This window comes from Cryobacterium sp. TMT1-2-1, assembly GCF_004403955.1.
Lineage (GTDB): Bacteria > Actinomycetota > Actinomycetes > Actinomycetales > Microbacteriaceae > Cryobacterium > Cryobacterium psychrotolerans.
In genome coordinates, this window is sequence record NZ_SOHC01000069.1 from 24284 (window position 1) to 43093 (window position 18810).

Below are 18810 nucleotides of genomic sequence, written 5' to 3' on the forward strand. Positions count from 1 at the left end.
CCCACCTCCCGCACCACCTCACGCACATTTGACATCAATGTCGATCAAATAAAAAACGAAAGGAAACACAGTGAAGAAGAAAGCACTCTTCGCAATCGTGGCCGCTGGCGCCATGGTTGTCTCGCTGGCTGCCTGCTCCCCCGGGACCGACGGAGGCTCCGGCGAGGGCGACGGCGGTCTCATCGGCGTCGCGATGCCGACCAAGAGCTCCGAGCGGTGGATCGCTGACGGCAACGCCGTCAAGAGCCAGCTCGAAGAACAGGGCTTCAAGGTCGACCTCCAGTACGCGGAGGACGACATCCCCACTCAGGTCTCGCAGATCGAGAACATGATCACCAAGGGCGCGGAAGCCCTGATCATCGCCTCGATCGACGGCACCACGCTCACGAGCGTGCTGCAGGATGCCGCGGATGCGGACATCCCCGTCATCGCGTACGACCGCCTCATCCGCGACACCGAGAACGTCAACTACTACGCGTCGTTCGACAACTTCAAGGTCGGCCAGCAGCAGGCAACCTCGCTGCTGAACGGACTTGGCCTCACCGACCTCGAGGGCAAGGCTGCCGCCGACGCTCCCAAGGGCCCGTTCAACATCGAGCTGTTCGCCGGCTCGCTGGATGACAACAACGCCTTCTTCTTCTTCGACGGCGCCATGGACGTGCTCCAGCCGCTGATCGACGACAAGACCCTCGTCGTCAAGAGCAAGCAGACCAAGATCGAACAGGTTGCCACGCTCCGCTGGGACGGCGAAACCGCGCAGAGCCGCATGGAGGACATCCTGACCTCCACGTACTCCGACGGTTCCAAGGTCAACGCGGTGCTGTCGCCCTATGACGGCATCTCGCGCGGTATCATCTCCGCACTCGAGGGCGCGGGATACTCGACCGGAGCCGAATGGCCGATCATCTCGGGCCAGGACGCCGAGCTCGACTCGGTCAAGGCCATCAACGGCGGCGAGCAGTACAGCACCATCTTCAAGGACACGCGCAAGCTCGCTTCCGTGGCCGTGGACATGGCTGTTGCCCTGCTGAACGGCGACAAGCCCGAGGTCAACAACACCAAGGACTACGACAACGGCAAGAAGGTCGTCGACTCGTACCTGCTCGACTCGCAGATCGTGGTGAAGGACAACGTCAACAAGGTCCTGGTTGATTCCGGCTACTGGACCGAGAAGGAAATCAACGGCTAACAACTTCGGATCGCTCGGAGTAGTCGAGTGCATTCCGGCCGGTGGGGGAGTAGTTTTGCAACACCCACCGGCCGGACGGCACGACCAGGCAAGGAAGCAGAACGGCGAATGAAGAAGGTACTGACGTGACCACCAACATCCTTGAGATGCGCAGCATCACAAAGACCTTCCCGGGCGTGAAGGCGCTGTCGACGGTGACGCTGGACGTCGCACGCGGCGAGGTCCACGCCATCTGCGGGGAAAACGGGGCCGGCAAGTCGACGCTGATGAAGGTGCTCAGCGGTGTGTACCCGCACGGTACCTACGACGGCGACATCGTCTTCGAAGACGAGGTGGTCCAGTTCAAGGACATCCGGGACTCGGAGGCCAAGGGAATCGTCATCATTCACCAGGAGCTGGCACTCAGCCCCTACCTCTCCATCGCGGAGAACATCTTTCTCAACAACGAACAGAAGGGCGCGCTGGGCCTCATCGATTGGGACAAGACCAATCACGAGGCTGCCACGCTGCTCGCCCGGGTGGGCCTGCGGGAGAACCCGACCACCCGGATCATGGACATCGGCGTCGGCAAGCAGCAGCTCGTCGAGATCGCCAAGGCCTTGTCCAAGCGGGTCAAGCTCCTCATCCTGGACGAGCCGACGGCGGCCCTCAACGACGAGGACTCCGACCACCTGCTGGACCTGATCCTGCACCTCAAGGGCCAGGGAATCACGTCGATCATCATCAGCCACAAGCTCAACGAGATCAAGAAGGTCTCCGACGCGGTCACGATCATTCGAGACGGGAAGGCCATCGAGACGATTGCCAAGACCGACGTCACGGAAGAACGCATCATCAAGGACATGGTCGGCCGCGACCTCGAGCACCGCTACCCCGACCACACGCCGCACATCGGCGAGGAGATCCTCCGCGTCGAGGACTGGACGGCATACCACCCCCAGGATACCTCGCGCCTGGTCGTCGATGCGGTGAACCTCAACGTGCGCGCCGGGGAAATCGTGGGAATCGCCGGGCTGATGGGGGCGGGGCGCACCGAGTTCGCCATGAGCCTGTTCGGCCAGTCCTACGGCAGCAAGATCACCGGCCGGGTGTTCAAGCACGGCAAGGAGATCAAAACGCGGACGGTGTCCGAAGCCATCGACAACGGCATCGCGTACGCCACCGAGGACCGCAAGACCTACGGCCTGAACCTCATCGAAGACATCAAGCGGAACATCTCGATGGCGTCGCTGAAGAAGCTCGAGAAAGCGGGCCTCGTGAACGACAACGAGGAATACCGGGTGGCCAACGAATACCGCACGAGCATGAACATCAAGGCCCCGAACGTGCTCGTCAAGACCGGCAAGCTCTCCGGCGGCAACCAGCAGAAGGTCGTTCTCTCCAAGTGGATCTATTCCGACCCGGATGTCCTGATCCTCGACGAGCCCACCCGAGGGATCGACGTCGGCGCGAAGTACGAGATCTACACGATCATCAACAAGCTCGCAGCCCAGGGCAAGGGCGTCATCGTCATCTCGTCCGAGCTGCCGGAACTGCTCGGCATCAGCGACCGGATCTACACGATTTCCGAGGGCCGGATCACGGGGGAGTTCCCGATCAAGGAAGCCACCCCGGAGACCCTCATCAAGCACATGACCATGGAAAAGGCCCGCTAGCGTCGGCGCTGCGGAAGAGGAGAAACAATGAGTGATCTCGACACCAAGCCGGCAGCGGACACCAAGCCGGCCGTTGCACGGGCGGCCTCGCGGCTGACCCACGTCATCGCCGACCTGGGCAAGAACGGCATCTTCATCGCCCTGATCCTGGTGGTGCTGCTGTTCGCCTTCCTGACCGACGGCATTCTGCTTCGGCCGCAGAACATCTCCAACCTGATCGTGCAGAACGGGTACATCCTCGTGCTCGCCGTGGGCATGGTCATGGTGATCATCGCGGGCCACATCGACCTCTCGGTCGGTTCCGTTGCCGCCTTCGTGGGTGCCTGCTCGGGTGTCTTCGCGGTGCACTGGGGTCTGCCGTGGTGGCTGTCGATCATCCTCTCGCTCGGCATCGGCGCCCTGGTCGGCGTGTGGCAGGGGTTCTGGATCGCGTACGTGGGCATTCCCGCATTCATCGTGACCCTGGCCGGCATGCTCATCTTCCGCGGACTCGCCCTCGTCGTGCTGGGCAACTCGAACATCGGGTCGTTCCCGAGCGAATACCGGGCACTCGGAAACGGATTCCTCACCGACCTGTTCGGCGAATACGAGCTTGATCCGCTCACCCTCGGCATCGCCGCGCTGGCCATCCTCGCCCTCATCACACAGCAGGTTCGCACGCGAATCGGCCGTCAGAAGTACAGCCAGGAGGTCGAGCCGCTGGCCTGGTTCATCGTCAAGCTTGCGCTCATCACGCTGGCCATCGGCTTCTTCGCGTACGCCCTGGCCGCGTACAAGGGTGTACCGGTGACCCTGATCGTGCTGGCCGTGCTGGTCATGGTCTACGGCACGGTGATGACGCGCACGGTCTTCGGCCGCCACATCTACGCCATCGGCGGCAACCGTCACGCGGCGGAGCTGTCCGGCATCAAGACTCGCAAGGTCGACTTCTACCTGTTCGTGAACATGGGGACCCTGGCCGCCCTGGCCGGCCTGATCTTCACGGCGCGGTTGAACCTGGCCGGCCCGAAGGCCGGTGACGGCTTCGAACTGGAGGCCATTTCGGCCGCGTTCATCGGCGGGGCCGCCGTCACCGGCGGCGTCGGCACCATCGGCGGGGCCATCATCGGTGGCCTGATCATCGGTGTGCTGAACAACGGCATGTCGATCCTCGGCATCGGCATCGAATGGCAGCAGGCCGTCAAGGGCCTGGTGCTCCTCCTCGCGGTCGCCTTCGACGTGTACAACAAGCGACGGGCGGGCGGCCACTGACGCGCGGCATCCGTTGAGCGCTGGGCCCCGGTCGTCTTCGGATGCCGGGGCCTTTTGCATGCCGCCGCGACACGCCGCCGTGAATTCCACAGGCAAACAGGCCACCCCCTTTCGGGCCTGTGGATAACTCCCTGCGGCACCGCGGAAAATGGCTCAACCGGGCCGGGCGAGGCTGTGTAGAACCGGTGGAATGTCGGTGGATAACCACATAATTGTAATTACTGCATGTAGTGGCCGTGCCCGGACACAATCACTAGATGTAGTATTGAAGCATCGGTTCGGCGCATATGCCGAACACCTGAATCCACACCTTGTGAGCAATGAGAGAGGCCCCAGCGATGGCAATTACGGTCTACACCAAGCCTTCCTGCGTGCAGTGCACGGCGACATACCGTGCCCTGGACAACAAGGGCATCGAGTACGAGATCTTCGACCTGTCGGTCGACGAGAAGGCACTCGAAGCGGTCAAGGCCCTGGGCTACCTGCAGGCCCCCGTCGTCATCACCGACGAGGACCACTGGTCCGGTTTCCGCCCGGACAAGATCAACGAGCTGGCAGCACGCATCGCGTAGTTTCCACACGTCCGTCCGACCAGCTCCCGACCACCGAGGGGGTGCCCAATGACTGAGCTCGTCTATTTCTCCAGCACGTCCGGCAACACTCGCCGGTTCGTGGAGAAGCTCGGCCTTCCCGCGGCACGCATCCCTCTCTATGCCAGGGACGAGCCGCTGAAGGTCGACGAACCCTATGTGCTCTGCATCCCGACCTACGGCGGGGGCGGCCAGGGGGGAGCGGTCCCCAAACAGGTGATCCGGTTTCTCAATGATGAGAAGAACCGCTCGCTGATCCGCGGCGTCATCAGCGCCGGCAACACGAATTTCGGCGAGGCGTACTGCCTCGCCGGGGACATCATCGCCGAGAAGTGCCAGGTGCCCCACCTGTATCGATTTGAAGTATTCGGAACGCCGGATGATGTGCGCATCGTCCACGAAGGATTGGAATCATTTTGGAAGCAACAGCCGTGAAGTCGCAGCTCTCCCCGTCTGTCGGCGCGGAGATGGATTACCACTCCCTCAATGCCATGCTCAACCTGTACGGCCCGAACGGGGAAATCCAGTTCGAGAAGGACCGTGAAGCGGCGCGGGAGTACTTCCTGCAGCACGTCAACCAGAACACGGTTTTCTTCCACAGCCTGCGCGAACGCCTCGACTACCTGGTCGAGAAGGAGTACTACGAACAGGCCGTGCTCGACATGTACACGTTCGAGTTCATCACGAAGCTCAACGACCTGGCCTACTCGAAGAAGTTCCGCTTCCAGACCTTCCTCGGTGCGTTCAAGTACTACACCTCGTACACGCTGAAGACCTTCGACGGCAAGCGTTACCTCGAGCGCTTCGAGGACCGCGTCGTGATGACATCCCTCGGCCTCGCCCAGGGCGACGAGAAGCTCGCGGTGTCCCTCGTCGAGGAGATCATCGCCGGGCGGTTCCAGCCGGCCACCCCGACCTTCCTCAACTCGGGCAAGGCGCAGCGCGGTGAACTCGTTTCCTGCTTCCTGCTGCGCATCGAAGACAACATGGAGTCGATCTCCCGCGCCATCAACTCCTCGCTGCAGCTGTCCAAGCGCGGCGGTGGCGTCGCGCTGCTCCTCACGAACATCCGTGAGGCCGGAGCGCCGATCAAGCAGATCGAGAACCAGTCCAGCGGCATCATCCCCGTGATGAAGCTGCTCGAAGACTCCTTCAGCTATGCCAACCAGCTCGGCGCCCGCCAGGGTGCCGGCGCGGTCTACCTGCACGCGCACCACCCCGACATCATGCGCTTCCTCGACACCAAGCGTGAGAACGCCGACGAGAAGATCCGCATCAAGACGCTCTCCCTCGGCGTTGTCGTGCCCGACATCACCTTCGAGCTCGCAAAGAAGGACGAGGACATGTACCTGTTCTCGCCCTACGACGTCGAGCGCGTCTACGGCGTGCCGTTCGCGGACATCTCGGTCAGCGAGAAGTATCACGAGATGGTCGACGACCCGCGCATCAAGAAGTCGAAGATGAAGGCCCGCGACTTCTTCCAGACGCTCGCGGAGATCCAGTTCGAGTCCGGCTACCCGTACATCATGTTCGAGGACACGGTCAACGCTGCGAACCCGATCAAGGGCCGCATCAACATGTCGAACCTGTGCTCGGAGATCCTCCAGGTCGCCACCCCGACGACCTACAACGAGGACCTGTCGTACGACAAGATCGGCAAGGACATCTCCTGCAACCTCGGGTCGATGAACATCGCCCTGTCGATGGATTCGCCCGACTTCGGCCAGACGGTCGAGACCGCGATCCGCGGCCTCAACTCGGTGTCGGAGCAGAGCCACATCTCCTCGGTCCGTTCGATCGAAGACGGCAACGACAAGTCGCACGCGATCGGCCTCGGCCAGATGAACCTGCACGGCTACCTCGCCCGTGAGCGCATCTTCTACGGCAGCGAAGAGGGCATCGACTTCACCAACATCTACTTCTACACGGTGGTGTTCCACGCGCTGCGTGCCTCGAACAAGCTGGCCATCGAGCGCGGGCGTGCCTTCGACGGTTTCGAAGACTCGACCTACGCATCCGGTGCCTTCTTCGACAAGTACACCGACCAGGCCTGGACGCCGGCGACCCCGCGGGTCTCCGAACTGTTCGAGACCTCCGGCGTTGCGATCCCGACCCAGGCCGACTGGGCCGAGCTGAAGGCGTCGATCATGGAGCACGGGATCTACAACCAGAACCTGCAGGCCGTGCCGCCGACCGGGTCCATCTCGTACATCAACAACTCGACCTCGTCGATCCACCCGATCGCCTCGAAGATCGAGATCCGCAAGGAAGGCAAGCTCGGCCGCGTCTACTACCCGGCGCCGTTCCTCACGAACGACAACCTGGACTACTACCAGGACGCGTACGAGATCGGCGCAGAGAAGATCATCGACACCTACGCGGCCGCCACCCAGCACGTCGACCAGGGCCTGTCGCTGACGCTGTTCTTCAAGGACACTGCCACCACCCGCGACATCAACAAGGCGCAGATCTACGCCTGGCGCAAGGGCATCAAGACCATCTACTACATCCGTCTCCGCCAGCTCGCGCTGGAAGGGACCGAGGTGGACGGCTGCGTCTCTTGTATGCTTTAAGGCTGCAGCCTTAACGGATGCACCGGTGGTCGAGCTTGTCGAGACCACGAATGCCGATCTCGACAAGCTCGATTTACGAACCACTGAAGGAAGAAACCCATGATTGACAAGCTCAAGCTGGTCTCCCACGTTGACGCGATCAACTGGAACAAGATCGAGGACGAAAAGGACGTCGAGGTCTGGAACCGCCTCGTCAACAACTTCTGGCTGCCCGAGAAGATCCCCCTCTCGAACGACGTCCAGTCCTGGAACACGCTCACCCCGATCGAGCAGCAGCTGACCATGCGCGTGTTCACCGGCCTGACCCTGCTCGACACGATCCAGGGCACCGTCGGCGCCGTCTCGCTCATCCCCGACGCGATCACCCCGCACGAGGAAGCCGTCTACACGAACATCGCGTTCATGGAGTCGGTGCACGCGAAGAGCTACTCGTCGATCTTCTCGACGCTGGCTTCCACAAAGGAGATCGACGAAGCGTTCCGCTGGTCGACCGAGAACGTGAACCTGCAGAAGAAGGCCTCCATCGTGATGGAGTACTACCAGGGCGACGACCCCCTCAAGCGCAAGGTCGCCTCGACCCTGCTCGAGTCGTTCCTCTTCTACTCGGGCTTCTACCTGCCGATGTACTGGTCGAGCCGCGCCAAGCTCACCAACACGGCCGACCTCATCCGCCTGATCATCCGGGATGAAGCGGTGCACGGCTACTACATCGGCTACAAGTTTCAGAAGGGTCTCGAACGGGTCTCCCAGGAGCGCCGCGACGAGATCAAGGACTACACGTTCAACTTGATGTTCGAGCTCTACGAGAACGAGATCCAGTACACGCAGGACCTCTACGACGAGGTCGGCCTGACCGAAGACGTCAAGAAGTTCCTGCACTACAACGCCAACAAGGCGCTGATGAACCTCGGCTACGAGCCGATGTTCCCGAAGTCGGTCACCGACGTGAACCCGGCGATCCTGTCGGCCCTGTCACCGAACGCCGACGAGAACCACGACTTCTTCTCCGGGTCGGGCTCCTCGTACGTCATCGGCAAGGCCGTCAACACCGAAGACTCGGACTGGGACTTCTAAGCGGGGTCGTCGCCGCGGGACCAGGCGATCGCGACGAGGCGACGCAGCACGTCGAGGTCGATGTCGTCGAGCGTCTTCACGTAGACGCACCCCGCGCCCTCGGTGTACGCGCCGAGCTGCGGAAGGAGCGCGGCGCCCTCGGGGAGGTCTTTGAGCCCGTAGATCGACAGTTGCGCCTTGCGCGGCGAGAATCCGGTCTTCATCCAGTCGCCGCGCGTGCGGGGATTCGCGGGCGACACGTAGCGATAGCTCCCGTAGCCCACAATCGACGAACCCCACATGACGGGGTCGGCGCCCGTCACCTCGCGGAAGATCGCGTCGAGGGCCTTGCCGTCCTCGCGGCGGCGGGCGGGCGTCGCCGCGTCGAGGAAGTTCTCGACGGAGGAATCCGTCGGCTGCGTCTTGTTTTCGGCCATGGCCTCATTAAAGCGCGTGCGCCCCTTGCCCGCTCTGCTTGGTCTGAGATTGAGACTTCCGGTCGAGTTTGCCCGGTGTACCGGTCAAACTCGACCGGAACTGGCCAGGTCGACGCAGGGTGCGCCCATCCGGGCGGATCAGCGAACCGGCACAGTCAGCGAACCGGCACAGTGAGCCGCGAAGTGAAGCGAATGAGGTACCCGTCCGGGTCCTGCACCAGGAACTGGGACACTCCGGCCTCGGTGCTGCCGGTCTGGTACCACTTGTCTTCGGGGGCCATGAAGAGCGGCCAGCCCGATGCCGCGAGGCGTTCGACCAGGGGCGTGATCGCCGGCACCGAGACCTGGAAATTCACGCCGCGGCCCAGGGGCCTTTCGAGGGTGTCGGCGACCCAATTCCGACCGACTCCGATCTGCTCGAGCATGATCTGCGCCGTTCCGTACTGAAGGTAGGCGAAACCCTCCTGCGGACGGTCGTAGAGGATCTCGAAACCGCACAGAGCAACCCAGAAATCCAGGCTCGTGGCGAGATCGGTGATCAGGAGCTCGGGGACGAGGCCAGGGAACGCGGGGGCAGTATCTCCCGATGCGGAGTTCATGTCTCCCAGTATGGGGCGGCAGCGGCAGCGGCACGCGTCAGCGCGGGTCAACCACCGGCGCCGTCTCGGGCTCGCCCGTCTCGAACAGCGAGATGACGTTCTGCGCCTGGATGCGGATGTACTCCGCCAGCGTGTGGTCGGAGAGGAACCCGACGTGCGGCGTGACGATCGTGCGCTCGTGGGTGACGAGCGGGTGATCGGCCGGCGCCGGCTCGACGTCCAGCACGTCCAGGCCGGCGGCGGTGATCCGGCCGCTGTCGAGCGCCTCAACCAGGGCGGGCGTGTCGATCAGCTGCCCGCGGCTCACGTTGACCAGGTAGCTGCCGGGCTTCATCCTGGAGATCGAGTCGGCATTGATGATCCGGTTCGTTTCCGGCGTCAACGGCAGGTGCAGGGAGAGCACGTCGGCGGAGGCAAGCACCTCGTCGAAACTCGCCAACCGCACGCCCAGCGACGCCAGACGCGCCGCGGCCTCCGGGTTCCGCGCGAGGTGCGGATCGTAACCGACGATCTCGCCGAACAGGGGAGACGCGAACTCGGCCAGCTTCGCGCCGATCCGGCCCAGCCCGATCAGCCCGAGCGTCTTCTGGCTGAGGCGGGCAGGGCTCACGGCCGGGCGCGCGTTCCAGTCCACGCCGATGACGCGCTCGAAGAACGGCAGGTCCCGTGCCGTCGCCAGGATGAGCCCGAGCGCGTGCGTCGCGACCTCCTCGGTGGCGACACCGGGCAGGTTGGTCACCCAGACGCCGGCTGCCCGCGCCGCGTCGAGGTCGATGTGGTCGAAACCCATCGAGACGAGCGAGATGATGCGCAGGTCCGGCAGGCCCGCGATCACGCGTTCCGGAATCGGCGCATACCCGACGAGCAGGGCTTGGGCGCCCTGGGCCTCGGCGAGGATGCGATCCGGGTCGAGGGTCTCGAGGAATCGAACCTCGAAGCCGTGCTGCTCGAGCAAGCGGATGCCCGGGGTCGGGTCGATGTCCTCGTTGTCGGTGTAGATCGCGAGGGGTTTCTGCTCCGGCACGGCGGTCACAGGACCTTCGAGAGGAACGCCTGCGTGCGGCGGTGCTGCGGGTTACCGAGCACGTCCCTCGGGGCGCCCTGCTCGACAACGACGCCGGCGTCCATGAAGACGAGGTGGTCGCCGACCTCGCGGGCGAAGCCGACCTCGTGGGTGACTACGATCATGGTCATTCCGCTGTCGGCCAGGTCGCGCATGACATCGAGCACCTCGCCGACCAGTTCCGGGTCGAGGGCGCTGGTCGGCTCATCGAACAACATGAGCTTGGGCTTCATCGCGAGGGCACGGGCGATCGCGACGCGCTGCTGCTGGCCGCCGGAGAGCTGCGACGGAAACTTGTGCGCCTGGTCGGCGAGACCCACGCGCTCCAGCAGCTGCATGGCGCGCTCCCGGGCATCCTTCTTCTGCTCGCGCAGCACGTCGACCGGAGCCAGCATCACGTTCTGCAGCGCGGTCATGTGGGCGAAGAGGTTGAAGCGCTGGAACACCATGCCGATGTCGCGCCGCTGGTCGGCCACCTCGTTCTCGTTCAGCTCATACAGCTTGCCGGCGCGCTCCCGGTAGCCGACGAGTTGGCCGTCGACGGACAGCCGGCCCGCGTCGATGCGTTCCAGGTGGTTGATGCAGCGCAGGAGGGTGGACTTGCCCGAGCCGGACGGCCCGAGGAGGCAGAAGACCTGGCCGGTGCGAACCTCGAGGTCGATCCCCTTGAGCACCTCGACGTGGCCGAAGGACTTGTGGACGTTTTCCGCTGTGACCATCGGCGTTGTCATGAGGCCGCTCCACCTTTCGTTCCGACGGGCTGGGCGCCGGGTGCCGCCGCCGGCGACGTGACCCGTCCCGGCGTGAGATTCCTCAGCACGCGCTGGCGCCGAGGCGCAGCGCCAGCGACCCCGCGGGCGAACCGTTTCTCCAGCTGCATCTGGATCAGGGTCGAGATCGTCGTCAGGACGAGGTACCAGATGCTGGCGACGATGAGCAGTTCGAAGATGTAGAAGTTGCGCGCGGAAATCGTCTGCGCCCGGTTCAGCAGGTCCGGCGCCGCGATCACCGTGACCAGCGACGTCATCTTCAGCATGGTGATGAGTTCGTTGCCCATCGGCGGAATGATGACCCGCATGGCCTGGGGCAGAACGATCTTGAACATGGTCGACCGGCGGCGCATCCCGAGGGCCATGGCGGCCTCGCTCTGGCCGTGGTCGACCGACAGGATGCCGCCGCGAACGATCTCCGCCATGTAGGCGCCCTCATTCAGACCGAGTCCGAGCAGCGCCGCCACGAAGGCAGTGATCACCGTGTTCGTGTCGAGACTGAACTCGCCCATCCCGAGCCTCGGGAAGAACAGGGCCAGGTTGAACCAGAGAAGCAGCTGAACGAGCACCGGTGTGCCGCGGAATGCCCAGATGTAGCCCCCGGCCACCGAGTTCAGCACCCTGTTCGGCGACAGGCGCATGACTGCCACCGCCACTCCGAGGACGACTCCGATGATCATCGAGAGCACGGTCAGGGAAATGGTGACCCAGAGCCCGCTGAGGATGGTCGGGCCGAACAGGTTCTCCCCGACAACAGACCAGTCGAGGTTGTCGTTCGTGGCGACGGCGTAGAGGAGTGCAACCAGCACGGTGACCACGATGACGCCCGAGATCTGCTGTCCCCAGTGCCGTACCGGGATGGCGCGGATCGGGGTTTTGGCATCGGTGGAAGCCGGCTGGCCGCTCATTACAGGGTGCCGCCGTTGACCGTGACCTCGGTGACCGCGCCGGAGCCCAGGTCGTGCTCGTCGAGGATGGACTTGTACGTGCCGTCGGCGATCAGCTTCTCGATGGTCGCCTTGACCGCGTCCCGAAGGTCGGAGTCTTCCTTGGCGAACATCGGCCCCATGACAACGGGCAGGAGAGGCTCGTCGTTGCCGATCTCAAACTTGCCGCTGCCTCCCTCCGCCTGGGCGTTGAAGCGGGCGACGGCATCCTGGGAGAAGGAGGCGTCGGCGCGTCCGCTGCGCACCTGCAGCATGGCGTCGGCGTCGGTGGCGAGTGCGGTCACAACGATCGGGTCGTCGGCGCACTCCTCGGTGTTGAACTTCTCCAGCAGGCTGACCTGGGTGGACGCCTCCAGGGCGGCGACCTTCAGACCGCACATGTCCTCGATGCCCTTGATGCTCTTGGGGTTGCCGGCCGGGACGACGATGCCCTGTCCGGTCAGGAAGTAATCGACGAAGTCGTACTTCGCCTGACGCGCCTTGGTGTCGGTCATGGCCGCGACGACGACGTCGATTCGCTTGGCGTCGAGAGCGGGGAGCAGTCCGTCGAAGGCCATGTTCGTGATGTCGACTGTGAGGCCGAGCTCGTCTCCGATGGCCTGGAACAGTGCCATGTCGAGGCCGATGACGGTGGTGTTGTCTGCGTCGAGGTACTCGAAGGGCGGGTAGAACGCCTCGGTGCCGATCTTGAGCACGCCGGCCTCCTTGATGTCTGCGGGAAGCATGCCGCGCAGGGCGCTGTCCGCGTCCTTGGCAGGAGCCTTGTCCGCCGACGAGGCCGCGCCTCCCGCGGAACACCCGGCCAGCATCGTCGCGGCGACCGCGAAGGTGACACCGAGAACGACTGCCTTGTTGCGCTTATTCATAGACCTCATGGCTCCTCCTTGAGCAGTGATGTCAGTCACCACTTCACGTGATGATCAAACGATATTGCATGGTTGTTCTACATTATGACGGCAATTCGCAGAATTGTCCTACGATGGAGCAATCATGACGATAACTGAGACTGACGAGACCCCGACCTCCCTTCATCGCAATGGCGGGGCGGCGGTCGCCGAGACCCTTCAGGAGCACGGCGTCGACACGATTTTCGGCATCCCGGGCACGCACAACCTCGAGATCTACCGGCACCTCGTGCGCCTGGGCATCAGGCCCGTCACGCATCGTCACGAGCAAGGGGCCGGCTACGCCGCCGACGGCTACAGCCAGGTCGCGGGCAAACCCGGGGTCGTCATCACGACCAGCGGCCCGGGCACCCTCAACGCGATGGTCGCGGCCGGCACCTCGTACGCGGAATCCCGGCCCGTGCTGATCATCTCCTCCGGGCTCCCCTCCGGCACCGAACACCTCGACGGCGGCGAACTCCACGAGACGAAGGACACCCTCGCCGCCATGGCGAGCATGACCGAGTGGAGCACGCGGGCGACAACCCCCGAGGAAGCAACCGAGGCCATCGCGCATGCCTTCGAGGTCATGCGCACGGGTCGCCCGCGCCCGGTCTACGTCGAGATCCCGAGCGACGTGCTTGCGCAGGAGTGGGACGGCGAGGTCGCCCGAGCCGGCGACGTGCTGACCCCCGCAGTCGACGAATCCCTGGTGCGGCAGGCAGCCCTGCTACTCCTCGGCGCCACTCGGCCGGCGATCATCGCCGGCGGCGGATCCCGTGGGGCCGACGCGCAGCTGCGCCGGCTCGCCGAGCGCCTCACGGCGCCCGTGATCTCGACCTGCAACGGCAAGGGAGTGCTGCCCGAGGGCCACCCGCTCTCCCTGGGCGCGAACATCCGCCTGAGGTCTGCTCAGGACTGGCTGAATGCCAGCGACGCGCTGCTGGTCGTGGGCAGCGAACTGGGCGACTCCGACCTGTGGGAGGGCAGGATCACCTCGCCGAACGTGATCCGCATCGACATTGCCGAGAGTCAGTTGGCCCTGAACGCACCGGCGCGGATCGCCATCCGCGCGGATGCCGCGGATGCCCTCGAGGCCATCGACGAGGCCATCGACGCGGTCCTCGGCCGGCACGGCGCCCCCGCCGATTCCGCCGAGCCACACATGGCGTCCCGCGAGCTGGACGAACTCAAGGCGACGCTCACGGTCGAGGCCCTGGCCGACGGCGAGACCTGGTTCGAGCTGAACTCCGAACTCCGCACGGCGCTGCCCGCTGACACGATCATCACCGGCGACTCCTCGCAGGTGACCTACTTCGGAACGGTGCACTTCTTCCCGGTGCCGAACAAGAACTCGTTCCTCTACATGCCTCGCGTGGCAACCCTCGGCTACGCCCTCCCCGCCGCGATCGGCGCGAAGGTTGCCCGGCCCGACGCGCCGGTCATCGCCCTCCTCGGGGATGGCGCGCTCATGTTCTCGGTCCAGGAGCTGGTCACGGCGGTCGAGCAGGGCCTCTCGATCGTCGTCGTCGTCGCGAACAACGGCGGCTACCGCGAGATCCGGGACCAGCAGGCGGCACGCGGGATCGCCCCGGTCGGGGTCGACCTGCACGTTCCCGACCTGGTGGCCCTGGCGAACGCGATCGGCGCGACCGGCGAGCGGGCCGAAAACGCCCAGGATGCCGCGGCCAGGGCCCGGGCGGCCCTCGGCCGTCGGGGCCCGACGGTGATCAGCCTCGACTTCCCCTAGGGGTGCCGAGGCAGGAGCGTCAGGCTTCGACCGCGTCGAGCCGGGCGTGCAGCCGGCGAATCGTTTCGTCGATGTGGTCTTCCACGCAGCGTGCCGCTGCAGCGTTGTCCTGGGCGGCGATCGCCGCGTAGATGCGGCGGTGCTCATCGAGGAACGACGCATCCGCTGCGTAGTCGAGCCGGGATGACGCGAGGGCGTTGAGGTAAAACGAGAGCTCCACCGCGAGCTGGGCGTAGAAGGCGTCGATGCGCTCGCTGCCGAAATTACGAACGGTGGCGGCGTGGAAGGCGAGGTCCTTCTCGACAATGTCGCGGTCGTCGCCGGCGTCCGCGGCGAGTTCCAGGTCGTCCAGGGCCGTCTTGATTCCGGCGATGACCTCGGCGCTGGCGGGCAGGGAGACCGCGCCCACCTCAAGTCCGCGACGAGCGTCGTAGAGGTTGATCAGCGCATCCTTGGTCGGCTCCGCGACGATGGCCCCGCGGTGCATTTCATGGCGGATGAGACGACTCTGGCCGAGCAGCAACACGGCCTCGCGAACCGTGTTCCGGGAGACTCCGAGAGTCGTGGCGATCGTGTTTTCTCGCAGCGGAGTGCCGGGTTTCAGGCTGCCGTCCAGGATCAGGGTAGTGATGTGGTCGCGCACGTGTTCCGCCGTGCTGACGCGCTGGAAGGACATCTTCGTCAGACCCTGCATGGACGCCATGGACGCCATTCTACGGGTGACTCGCCGAATTGTTGTACGGTCCAACAGCTGGACCTCGACCGGCGCCCGCCGGGGGGAGCGTCACGAGGGACTCCGCGACGATCTCTTCCAGTACGGTCAGGTCGACCTTGCCGAGGTCGCCCAGGTAGAGGCATACGACACCCGCCCTGTGCGGGCCGAGACGCTCGAGCTGCGCGGCGTACGTTTTGCCGGCCATCGCTGCTCCTTGTCGTCCGTTCCGCGAATGCTAATGCACAGGGGCCCGCGGGGACCATGGGCCGGCGAGGATTCCCAGCCCAGGCCCCGTGCGAGCCCGGGTGGGCGACGGATGTCCCCACCGCTGGGAGTTGCAGAGCGCCCGGATACGCCGGAAGGCCGGGAACCCCACGGGTTCCCGGCCTTCGGCAGTGTCAGCGGGTGAGACGGAGGCTAGTTTCCTCCGGTCTCGACCTCGGCGTGTGCGCCGCCGGTGGCGTGCGTGTCGGAGAGGATCCGCTCGGCGATCGTCTGGACGGTCTTGCCGTACTCGCCGGCCAGCGCCGACGTCTCGACGTTCTGCAGGGCGGCGGCGCGGTCGGCGTCGGACGCATCCTTCACCGCCGTCAGGTCGGTCTGCAGCGACTCCGGGAGCTTGTCGAAGAGCACCGGGTTGTCCAGGAGCTTCTGGGCGATCTTCTCCACGGACTGGCCCTTCGCGCCGGCCTCCGCCTGGTCACCCTGGAGGACGGTTCGCAGGCCGTCCAGCGGGTGGGCGGGGTCGGCCTGGATCTCCTGGGCGAACTCCTTCACCTGTTCGCCGTAGCCGCCGGCCAGTGCCGTGGCGGTGATCGTCGTGGCGAGCGTGGTGCGGTCGGCCTCGGATGCTTCCTTCAGGGAGGTCAGGTCGGTCTGCAGCTTCTCGGGCAGGCGCTCGAAGAGTGCCGCGTGGCCGGACAGGGTCTCGGCGACGTTCTGTGCCTTGTCGCCGATGTCCGTGCCTTCGGACAGGTCGGCGCGCAGCTCCACCTTCAGCGCGGCCAGGACGGCGCCCTTGGTCCCGGCGTGCACCGAAGAGCTGCTGCTCGACTCGGTGTCGGATGACGCGTTCAGCGGCGCGGCGGTCGCGCCCTGGGCTCCAACGCCCAGCAGCGCGCCCGCGGCCAGGGCGGATGCGGCGCCAATGGCCACGCGCTTCGTGCGGGTGGCGGAGGTGCGGGTGGAGATCGTGTTCTTGTTCATTGTGGATCCTTTCGATTGCCTGCGGCCCGTCCGGCGATGATCCGACGGGGGCCGCACGTGGTCACCCGGCGAGTTTAGGGACGCGCCGGATGCCGAGCCTCCGTGGATGCTGGGAGCCGCGAAAAACGGGCTGCCGCCGTACGCCGGGCGTTTCACCGCTCCCGCGGGAGAAATAGCCTCTGAGCTGGGATTACGGGAAGGCGTCCTGGCTCGTTCGGGCCCGGAGGCAGCGCACTGGTGACTGCGATTTTGCTCTGCGGGCGCGGTGCCCTACGACAGGCCGAACGAGACGTGCGCTCAGGTTTCCGGCGGCGCGCTGATGACGATCGTCGGCGACACGATGTTCAGCACGAGCGCGTGGCTCACCGACCCCAGCAGGAGGCGTTCGACCCCGTGCAGGCCGTGGTTGCCCACGACGAGCACAGCCGCGCCGCGGGAGGCTTCCAGCAGGGCCGGCTGCGGTGGGCCGTGCATCAGCGTGCCCCGCACCGGGAGCTCGGGCCAGGCATCCGTCACCTTCGTCACGGATTCATTCAGGATCTGCTGGTGAGTGTCCTCGAGGGAATCGAGGAAGTCCTGGCTCGGCACGGGGTCCAGGGAATCCGGGCCCTGCCAGACCGGGGGCTCCTGCCAGGCGTGGATGATGCGGAGCGGCTGGTGGGACCGGCTCGCATGCTCCGCGGCGAACGCCACGGCGGCGTCGGAGGCCGTCGATCCGTCGATGCCGACGACCACTCCTGACCGGGTCGCACTGTCGGTCTCCGGCACGATCGCGACCGGGCCGCGTGCGCTCGCGGCGAGCCGTGCGCCCACCGACCACTCGAATCGCAGCTTCGAGCCCTCGCGCCGGTGCGTCCCGACGACGACGAGCCGGTTCGGTGCAGAGCGCCGTCGGAGTTCGCCGATCGGGTCGCCCCGCACGAATTCGGATTCCACGCGCAGGTCCGGATGCGCCAGCCGCACCTCGGCCGCGGCATCCTCGAGCGCCGCCCGCGCCGCATCGACCATGGAGTCGTCGACGATGTAGTCCGTGATTCCGATGGAGTCTTCCAGGACGCGCACGAGCGTGAGATCACCGCCGGACGCCCACCGGGCCGCCCACTCGAGGGCGGAGCGCGCCGGCGCCGAGCCGTCCCAGGCCACGATCGTCGTCTCAGTCATGTTGTCCTCCCGAGCACGACACTACGCGCCATCGGCCTCAGCGGAGCGGAGAAAGCCGGGCGAAGAAGTTCGGTTCCTCGCACGCCTGGCCGCCGGCGAGGTTGAGGCACTGGTCGAGGTAGGAAGGGAACGGCTCGGTATCGGTCGACCCGAACCAGCGAGTGTAGAAGCGCCAGAAGTTCAGGTTGCCAAACGCCGAGCAGGAATCCCCGTCGGTGCCCGGCCGGGCCAGCAGCGCGGAATTGGGCTGGTACGGCGTGTAGTTGTACAGGTTCGCGGTGGCCTGGTTCTGAATCCCTACCGGCTCGGCGCCGCACGCGGCATCCGGGTGGAAGCCCACGTCGACCGTGCCGATCTTGTAGGCGCGCTCCGGCTCCTGGGTGTACTGGCGGAATTGCCAGGCCGCGCGGTAGACCTGATTGAAGAACCCGAAGTACCGGGCGTCGCAGTCGGCCGTGTCGGGGCAGGCGTAGCCGGTGGCGCGCAGATAACCGGATGCGGTCGGCCGGGTGATCAGGGATTGTTCCTTCTGCATCAGCACGAGCAGCACCCGGGGGCTGATCGTGCAGGCTCGGGCGACCTTGGCGATGATGCGGCTGGCCGGCTCGTTGCGGGCGGCGGCATAGCGCGTGCAGTGGCCGGAGCCCTGGTTCGGCTGGGCGGTCGTGCTTTCGCGGTACTCCCAGAGGCAGCTCGAGGAATCGGCGGGGGAGCACGTGCGCGCCTCGAGGAAGGCCTGGATTTCCTCTTCCGTCATGGCCGAGGGGTTGAAGAAGTTGTAGTCGCTGATGATCAACCCGGGGTTGAACGCGACGGGGGCGGCGCGCTCCTCGGCGCGGTCCACGGCCGCGGGCACCGCCAGCGCGGCAACGAGTGCCACCAGCATGGCGACGGCAATCAGCACCGGCGCGCGCCACCGGCGCCGGGGCGGCGCGGGCACCCGCCGCCGTGTCGTGGACCTGGCGGG

The 18810-nt window shown here is 65.4% G+C and carries 19 protein-coding genes; 8 read left to right on the forward strand and 11 right to left on the reverse strand.

Annotated elements, in window-relative coordinates:
- Positions 1-70: 70 nt before the first annotated feature.
- The 7 genes from chvE (at position 71) to nrdF (ending at position 8332) form a co-directional block, all read left to right on the forward strand.
- A complete protein-coding gene (gene chvE / locus E3T33_RS12650) occupies positions 71-1189 on the forward strand; it encodes a multiple monosaccharide ABC transporter substrate-binding protein (RefSeq protein ID WP_241977001.1) in 1119 nt (372 codons plus the stop codon).
- Between the two features lie 125 nt (positions 1190-1314).
- Complete coding sequence (gene mmsA, locus E3T33_RS12655) at positions 1315-2844, forward strand: multiple monosaccharide ABC transporter ATP-binding protein (RefSeq protein ID WP_092324628.1); 1530 nt, start codon at positions 1315-1317, stop codon at positions 2842-2844.
- 27 nt (positions 2845-2871) lie between these two features.
- Positions 2872-4095, forward strand: a complete 1224-nt coding sequence (gene mmsB / locus E3T33_RS12660; protein ID WP_092324629.1) for a multiple monosaccharide ABC transporter permease — start codon at positions 2872-2874, stop codon at positions 4093-4095.
- Between the two features lie 338 nt (positions 4096-4433).
- Positions 4434-4667, forward strand: coding sequence for a glutaredoxin-like protein NrdH (gene nrdH / locus E3T33_RS12665; RefSeq protein ID WP_092324631.1), 234 nt, complete (start codon positions 4434-4436; stop codon positions 4665-4667).
- A gap of 48 nt (positions 4668-4715) precedes the next feature.
- Positions 4716-5120, forward strand: coding sequence for a class Ib ribonucleoside-diphosphate reductase assembly flavoprotein NrdI (gene nrdI / locus E3T33_RS12670; protein ID WP_092324632.1), 405 nt, complete (start codon positions 4716-4718; stop codon positions 5118-5120).
- 32 nt (positions 5121-5152) lie between these two features.
- Positions 5153-7258, forward strand: a complete 2106-nt coding sequence (gene nrdE / locus E3T33_RS12675) for a class 1b ribonucleoside-diphosphate reductase subunit alpha (RefSeq protein WP_092324662.1) — start codon at positions 5153-5155, stop codon at positions 7256-7258.
- 99 nt (positions 7259-7357) lie between these two features.
- Positions 7358-8332: a class 1b ribonucleoside-diphosphate reductase subunit beta gene (gene nrdF / locus E3T33_RS12680; protein ID WP_092324634.1), complete on the forward strand. Its 975-nt coding sequence runs from the start codon at positions 7358-7360 to the stop codon at positions 8330-8332.
- Here nrdF and E3T33_RS12685 read toward each other — a convergent pair.
- The 6 genes from E3T33_RS12685 to E3T33_RS12710 form a co-directional block, all read right to left on the reverse strand.
- Positions 8329-8748: a DUF1801 domain-containing protein gene (locus E3T33_RS12685; RefSeq protein WP_092324635.1), complete on the reverse strand. Its 420-nt coding sequence runs from the start codon at positions 8746-8748 to the stop codon at positions 8329-8331. The two genes, nrdF and E3T33_RS12685, sit on opposite strands and share 4 nt — an antisense overlap.
- Positions 8749-8903: 155 nt before the next feature.
- A complete protein-coding gene (locus E3T33_RS12690; protein ID WP_092324637.1) occupies positions 8904-9347 on the reverse strand; it encodes a VOC family protein in 444 nt (147 codons plus the stop codon).
- A gap of 37 nt (positions 9348-9384) precedes the next feature.
- Complete coding sequence (locus E3T33_RS12695; RefSeq protein WP_134575457.1) at positions 9385-10371, reverse strand: C-terminal binding protein; 987 nt, start codon at positions 10369-10371, stop codon at positions 9385-9387.
- A 5-nt stretch (positions 10372-10376) separates the two neighbouring features.
- Positions 10377-11141 carry an amino acid ABC transporter ATP-binding protein gene (locus E3T33_RS12700; protein WP_277870645.1) on the reverse strand — a complete coding sequence of 255 codons (765 nt, stop codon included), beginning with the start codon at positions 11139-11141 and terminating at the stop codon, positions 10377-10379.
- The gene (locus E3T33_RS12705; RefSeq protein ID WP_134575452.1) at positions 11138-12088 is read right to left on the reverse strand and encodes an amino acid ABC transporter permease; all 951 of its coding nucleotides are present in this window, start codon (positions 12086-12088) and stop codon (positions 11138-11140) included. The genes E3T33_RS12700 and E3T33_RS12705 overlap by 4 nt, the downstream gene beginning before the upstream one ends.
- Positions 12088-13002, reverse strand: coding sequence for an ABC transporter substrate-binding protein (locus tag E3T33_RS12710; RefSeq protein ID WP_092324642.1), 915 nt, complete (start codon positions 13000-13002; stop codon positions 12088-12090). The genes E3T33_RS12705 and E3T33_RS12710 overlap by 1 nt, the downstream gene beginning before the upstream one ends.
- Positions 13003-13117: 115 nt before the next feature.
- Between E3T33_RS12710 and E3T33_RS12715 the strand changes: the two genes are divergently transcribed.
- Positions 13118-14761: a thiamine pyrophosphate-dependent enzyme gene (locus E3T33_RS12715; RefSeq protein WP_092324643.1), complete on the forward strand. Its 1644-nt coding sequence runs from the start codon at positions 13118-13120 to the stop codon at positions 14759-14761.
- A 19-nt stretch (positions 14762-14780) separates the two neighbouring features.
- On the opposite strand, the gene E3T33_RS12720 is transcribed toward E3T33_RS12715, so the two are convergent.
- The 5 genes from E3T33_RS12720 to E3T33_RS12740 all read right to left on the reverse strand — a co-directional run.
- The gene (locus E3T33_RS12720; protein ID WP_166784490.1) at positions 14781-15464 is read right to left on the reverse strand and encodes a GntR family transcriptional regulator; all 684 of its coding nucleotides are present in this window, start codon (positions 15462-15464) and stop codon (positions 14781-14783) included.
- Between the two features lie 10 nt (positions 15465-15474).
- On the reverse strand, positions 15475-15681 hold the full coding sequence (locus E3T33_RS15455) for a hypothetical protein (protein WP_092324647.1): 207 nt from the start codon (positions 15679-15681) through the stop codon (positions 15475-15477).
- A 212-nt stretch (positions 15682-15893) separates the two neighbouring features.
- Entirely contained in the window at positions 15894-16682 is a 789-nt protein-coding gene (locus E3T33_RS12730) for a hypothetical protein (RefSeq protein ID WP_134575454.1), read from the reverse strand.
- Between the two features lie 297 nt (positions 16683-16979).
- Positions 16980-17843, reverse strand: coding sequence for a universal stress protein (locus E3T33_RS12735; protein ID WP_092324650.1), 864 nt, complete (start codon positions 17841-17843; stop codon positions 16980-16982).
- Between the two features lie 37 nt (positions 17844-17880).
- Positions 17881-18810, reverse strand: a 930-nt coding sequence (locus tag E3T33_RS12740) for a hypothetical protein (RefSeq protein WP_347233209.1), incomplete at its 5' end; no start/stop codon positions are given.

What these genes read in the sequence shown, in the direction of transcription:
- mmsB (WP_092324629.1), top strand. Translation starts at nt 2,872, where the DNA reads ATGAGTGATCTCGACACCAAGCCGGCAGCGGACACCAAGCCGGCCGTT.
- nrdH (WP_092324631.1), top strand. Translation starts at nt 4,434, where the DNA reads ATGGCAATTACGGTCTACACCAAGCCTTCCTGCGTGCAGTGCACGGCG.
- nrdI (WP_092324632.1), top strand. Translation starts at nt 4,716, where the DNA reads ATGACTGAGCTCGTCTATTTCTCCAGCACGTCCGGCAACACTCGCCGG.
- nrdE (WP_092324662.1), top strand. Translation starts at nt 5,153, where the DNA reads ATGGATTACCACTCCCTCAATGCCATGCTCAACCTGTACGGCCCGAAC.
- nrdF (WP_092324634.1), top strand. Translation starts at nt 7,358, where the DNA reads ATGATTGACAAGCTCAAGCTGGTCTCCCACGTTGACGCGATCAACTGG.
- E3T33_RS12685 (WP_092324635.1), bottom strand. Translation starts at nt 8,748, where the DNA reads ATGGCCGAAAACAAGACGCAGCCGACGGATTCCTCCGTCGAGAACTTC.
- E3T33_RS12690 (WP_092324637.1), bottom strand. Translation starts at nt 9,347, where the DNA reads ATGAACTCCGCATCGGGAGATACTGCCCCCGCGTTCCCTGGCCTCGTC.
- E3T33_RS12700 (WP_277870645.1), bottom strand. Translation starts at nt 11,141, where the DNA reads ATGACAACGCCGATGGTCACAGCGGAAAACGTCCACAAGTCCTTCGGC.
- E3T33_RS12705 (WP_134575452.1), bottom strand. Translation starts at nt 12,088, where the DNA reads ATGAGCGGCCAGCCGGCTTCCACCGATGCCAAAACCCCGATCCGCGCC.
- E3T33_RS12710 (WP_092324642.1), bottom strand. Translation starts at nt 13,002, where the DNA reads ATGAGGTCTATGAATAAGCGCAACAAGGCAGTCGTTCTCGGTGTCACC.
- E3T33_RS12715 (WP_092324643.1), top strand. Translation starts at nt 13,118, where the DNA reads ATGACGATAACTGAGACTGACGAGACCCCGACCTCCCTTCATCGCAAT.
- E3T33_RS12720 (WP_166784490.1), bottom strand. Translation starts at nt 15,464, where the DNA reads ATGGCGTCCATGCAGGGTCTGACGAAGATGTCCTTCCAGCGCGTCAGC.
- E3T33_RS15455 (WP_092324647.1), bottom strand. Translation starts at nt 15,681, where the DNA reads ATGGCCGGCAAAACGTACGCCGCGCAGCTCGAGCGTCTCGGCCCGCAC.
- E3T33_RS12730 (WP_134575454.1), bottom strand. Translation starts at nt 16,682, where the DNA reads ATGAACAAGAACACGATCTCCACCCGCACCTCCGCCACCCGCACGAAG.
- E3T33_RS12735 (WP_092324650.1), bottom strand. Translation starts at nt 17,843, where the DNA reads ATGACTGAGACGACGATCGTGGCCTGGGACGGCTCGGCGCCGGCGCGC.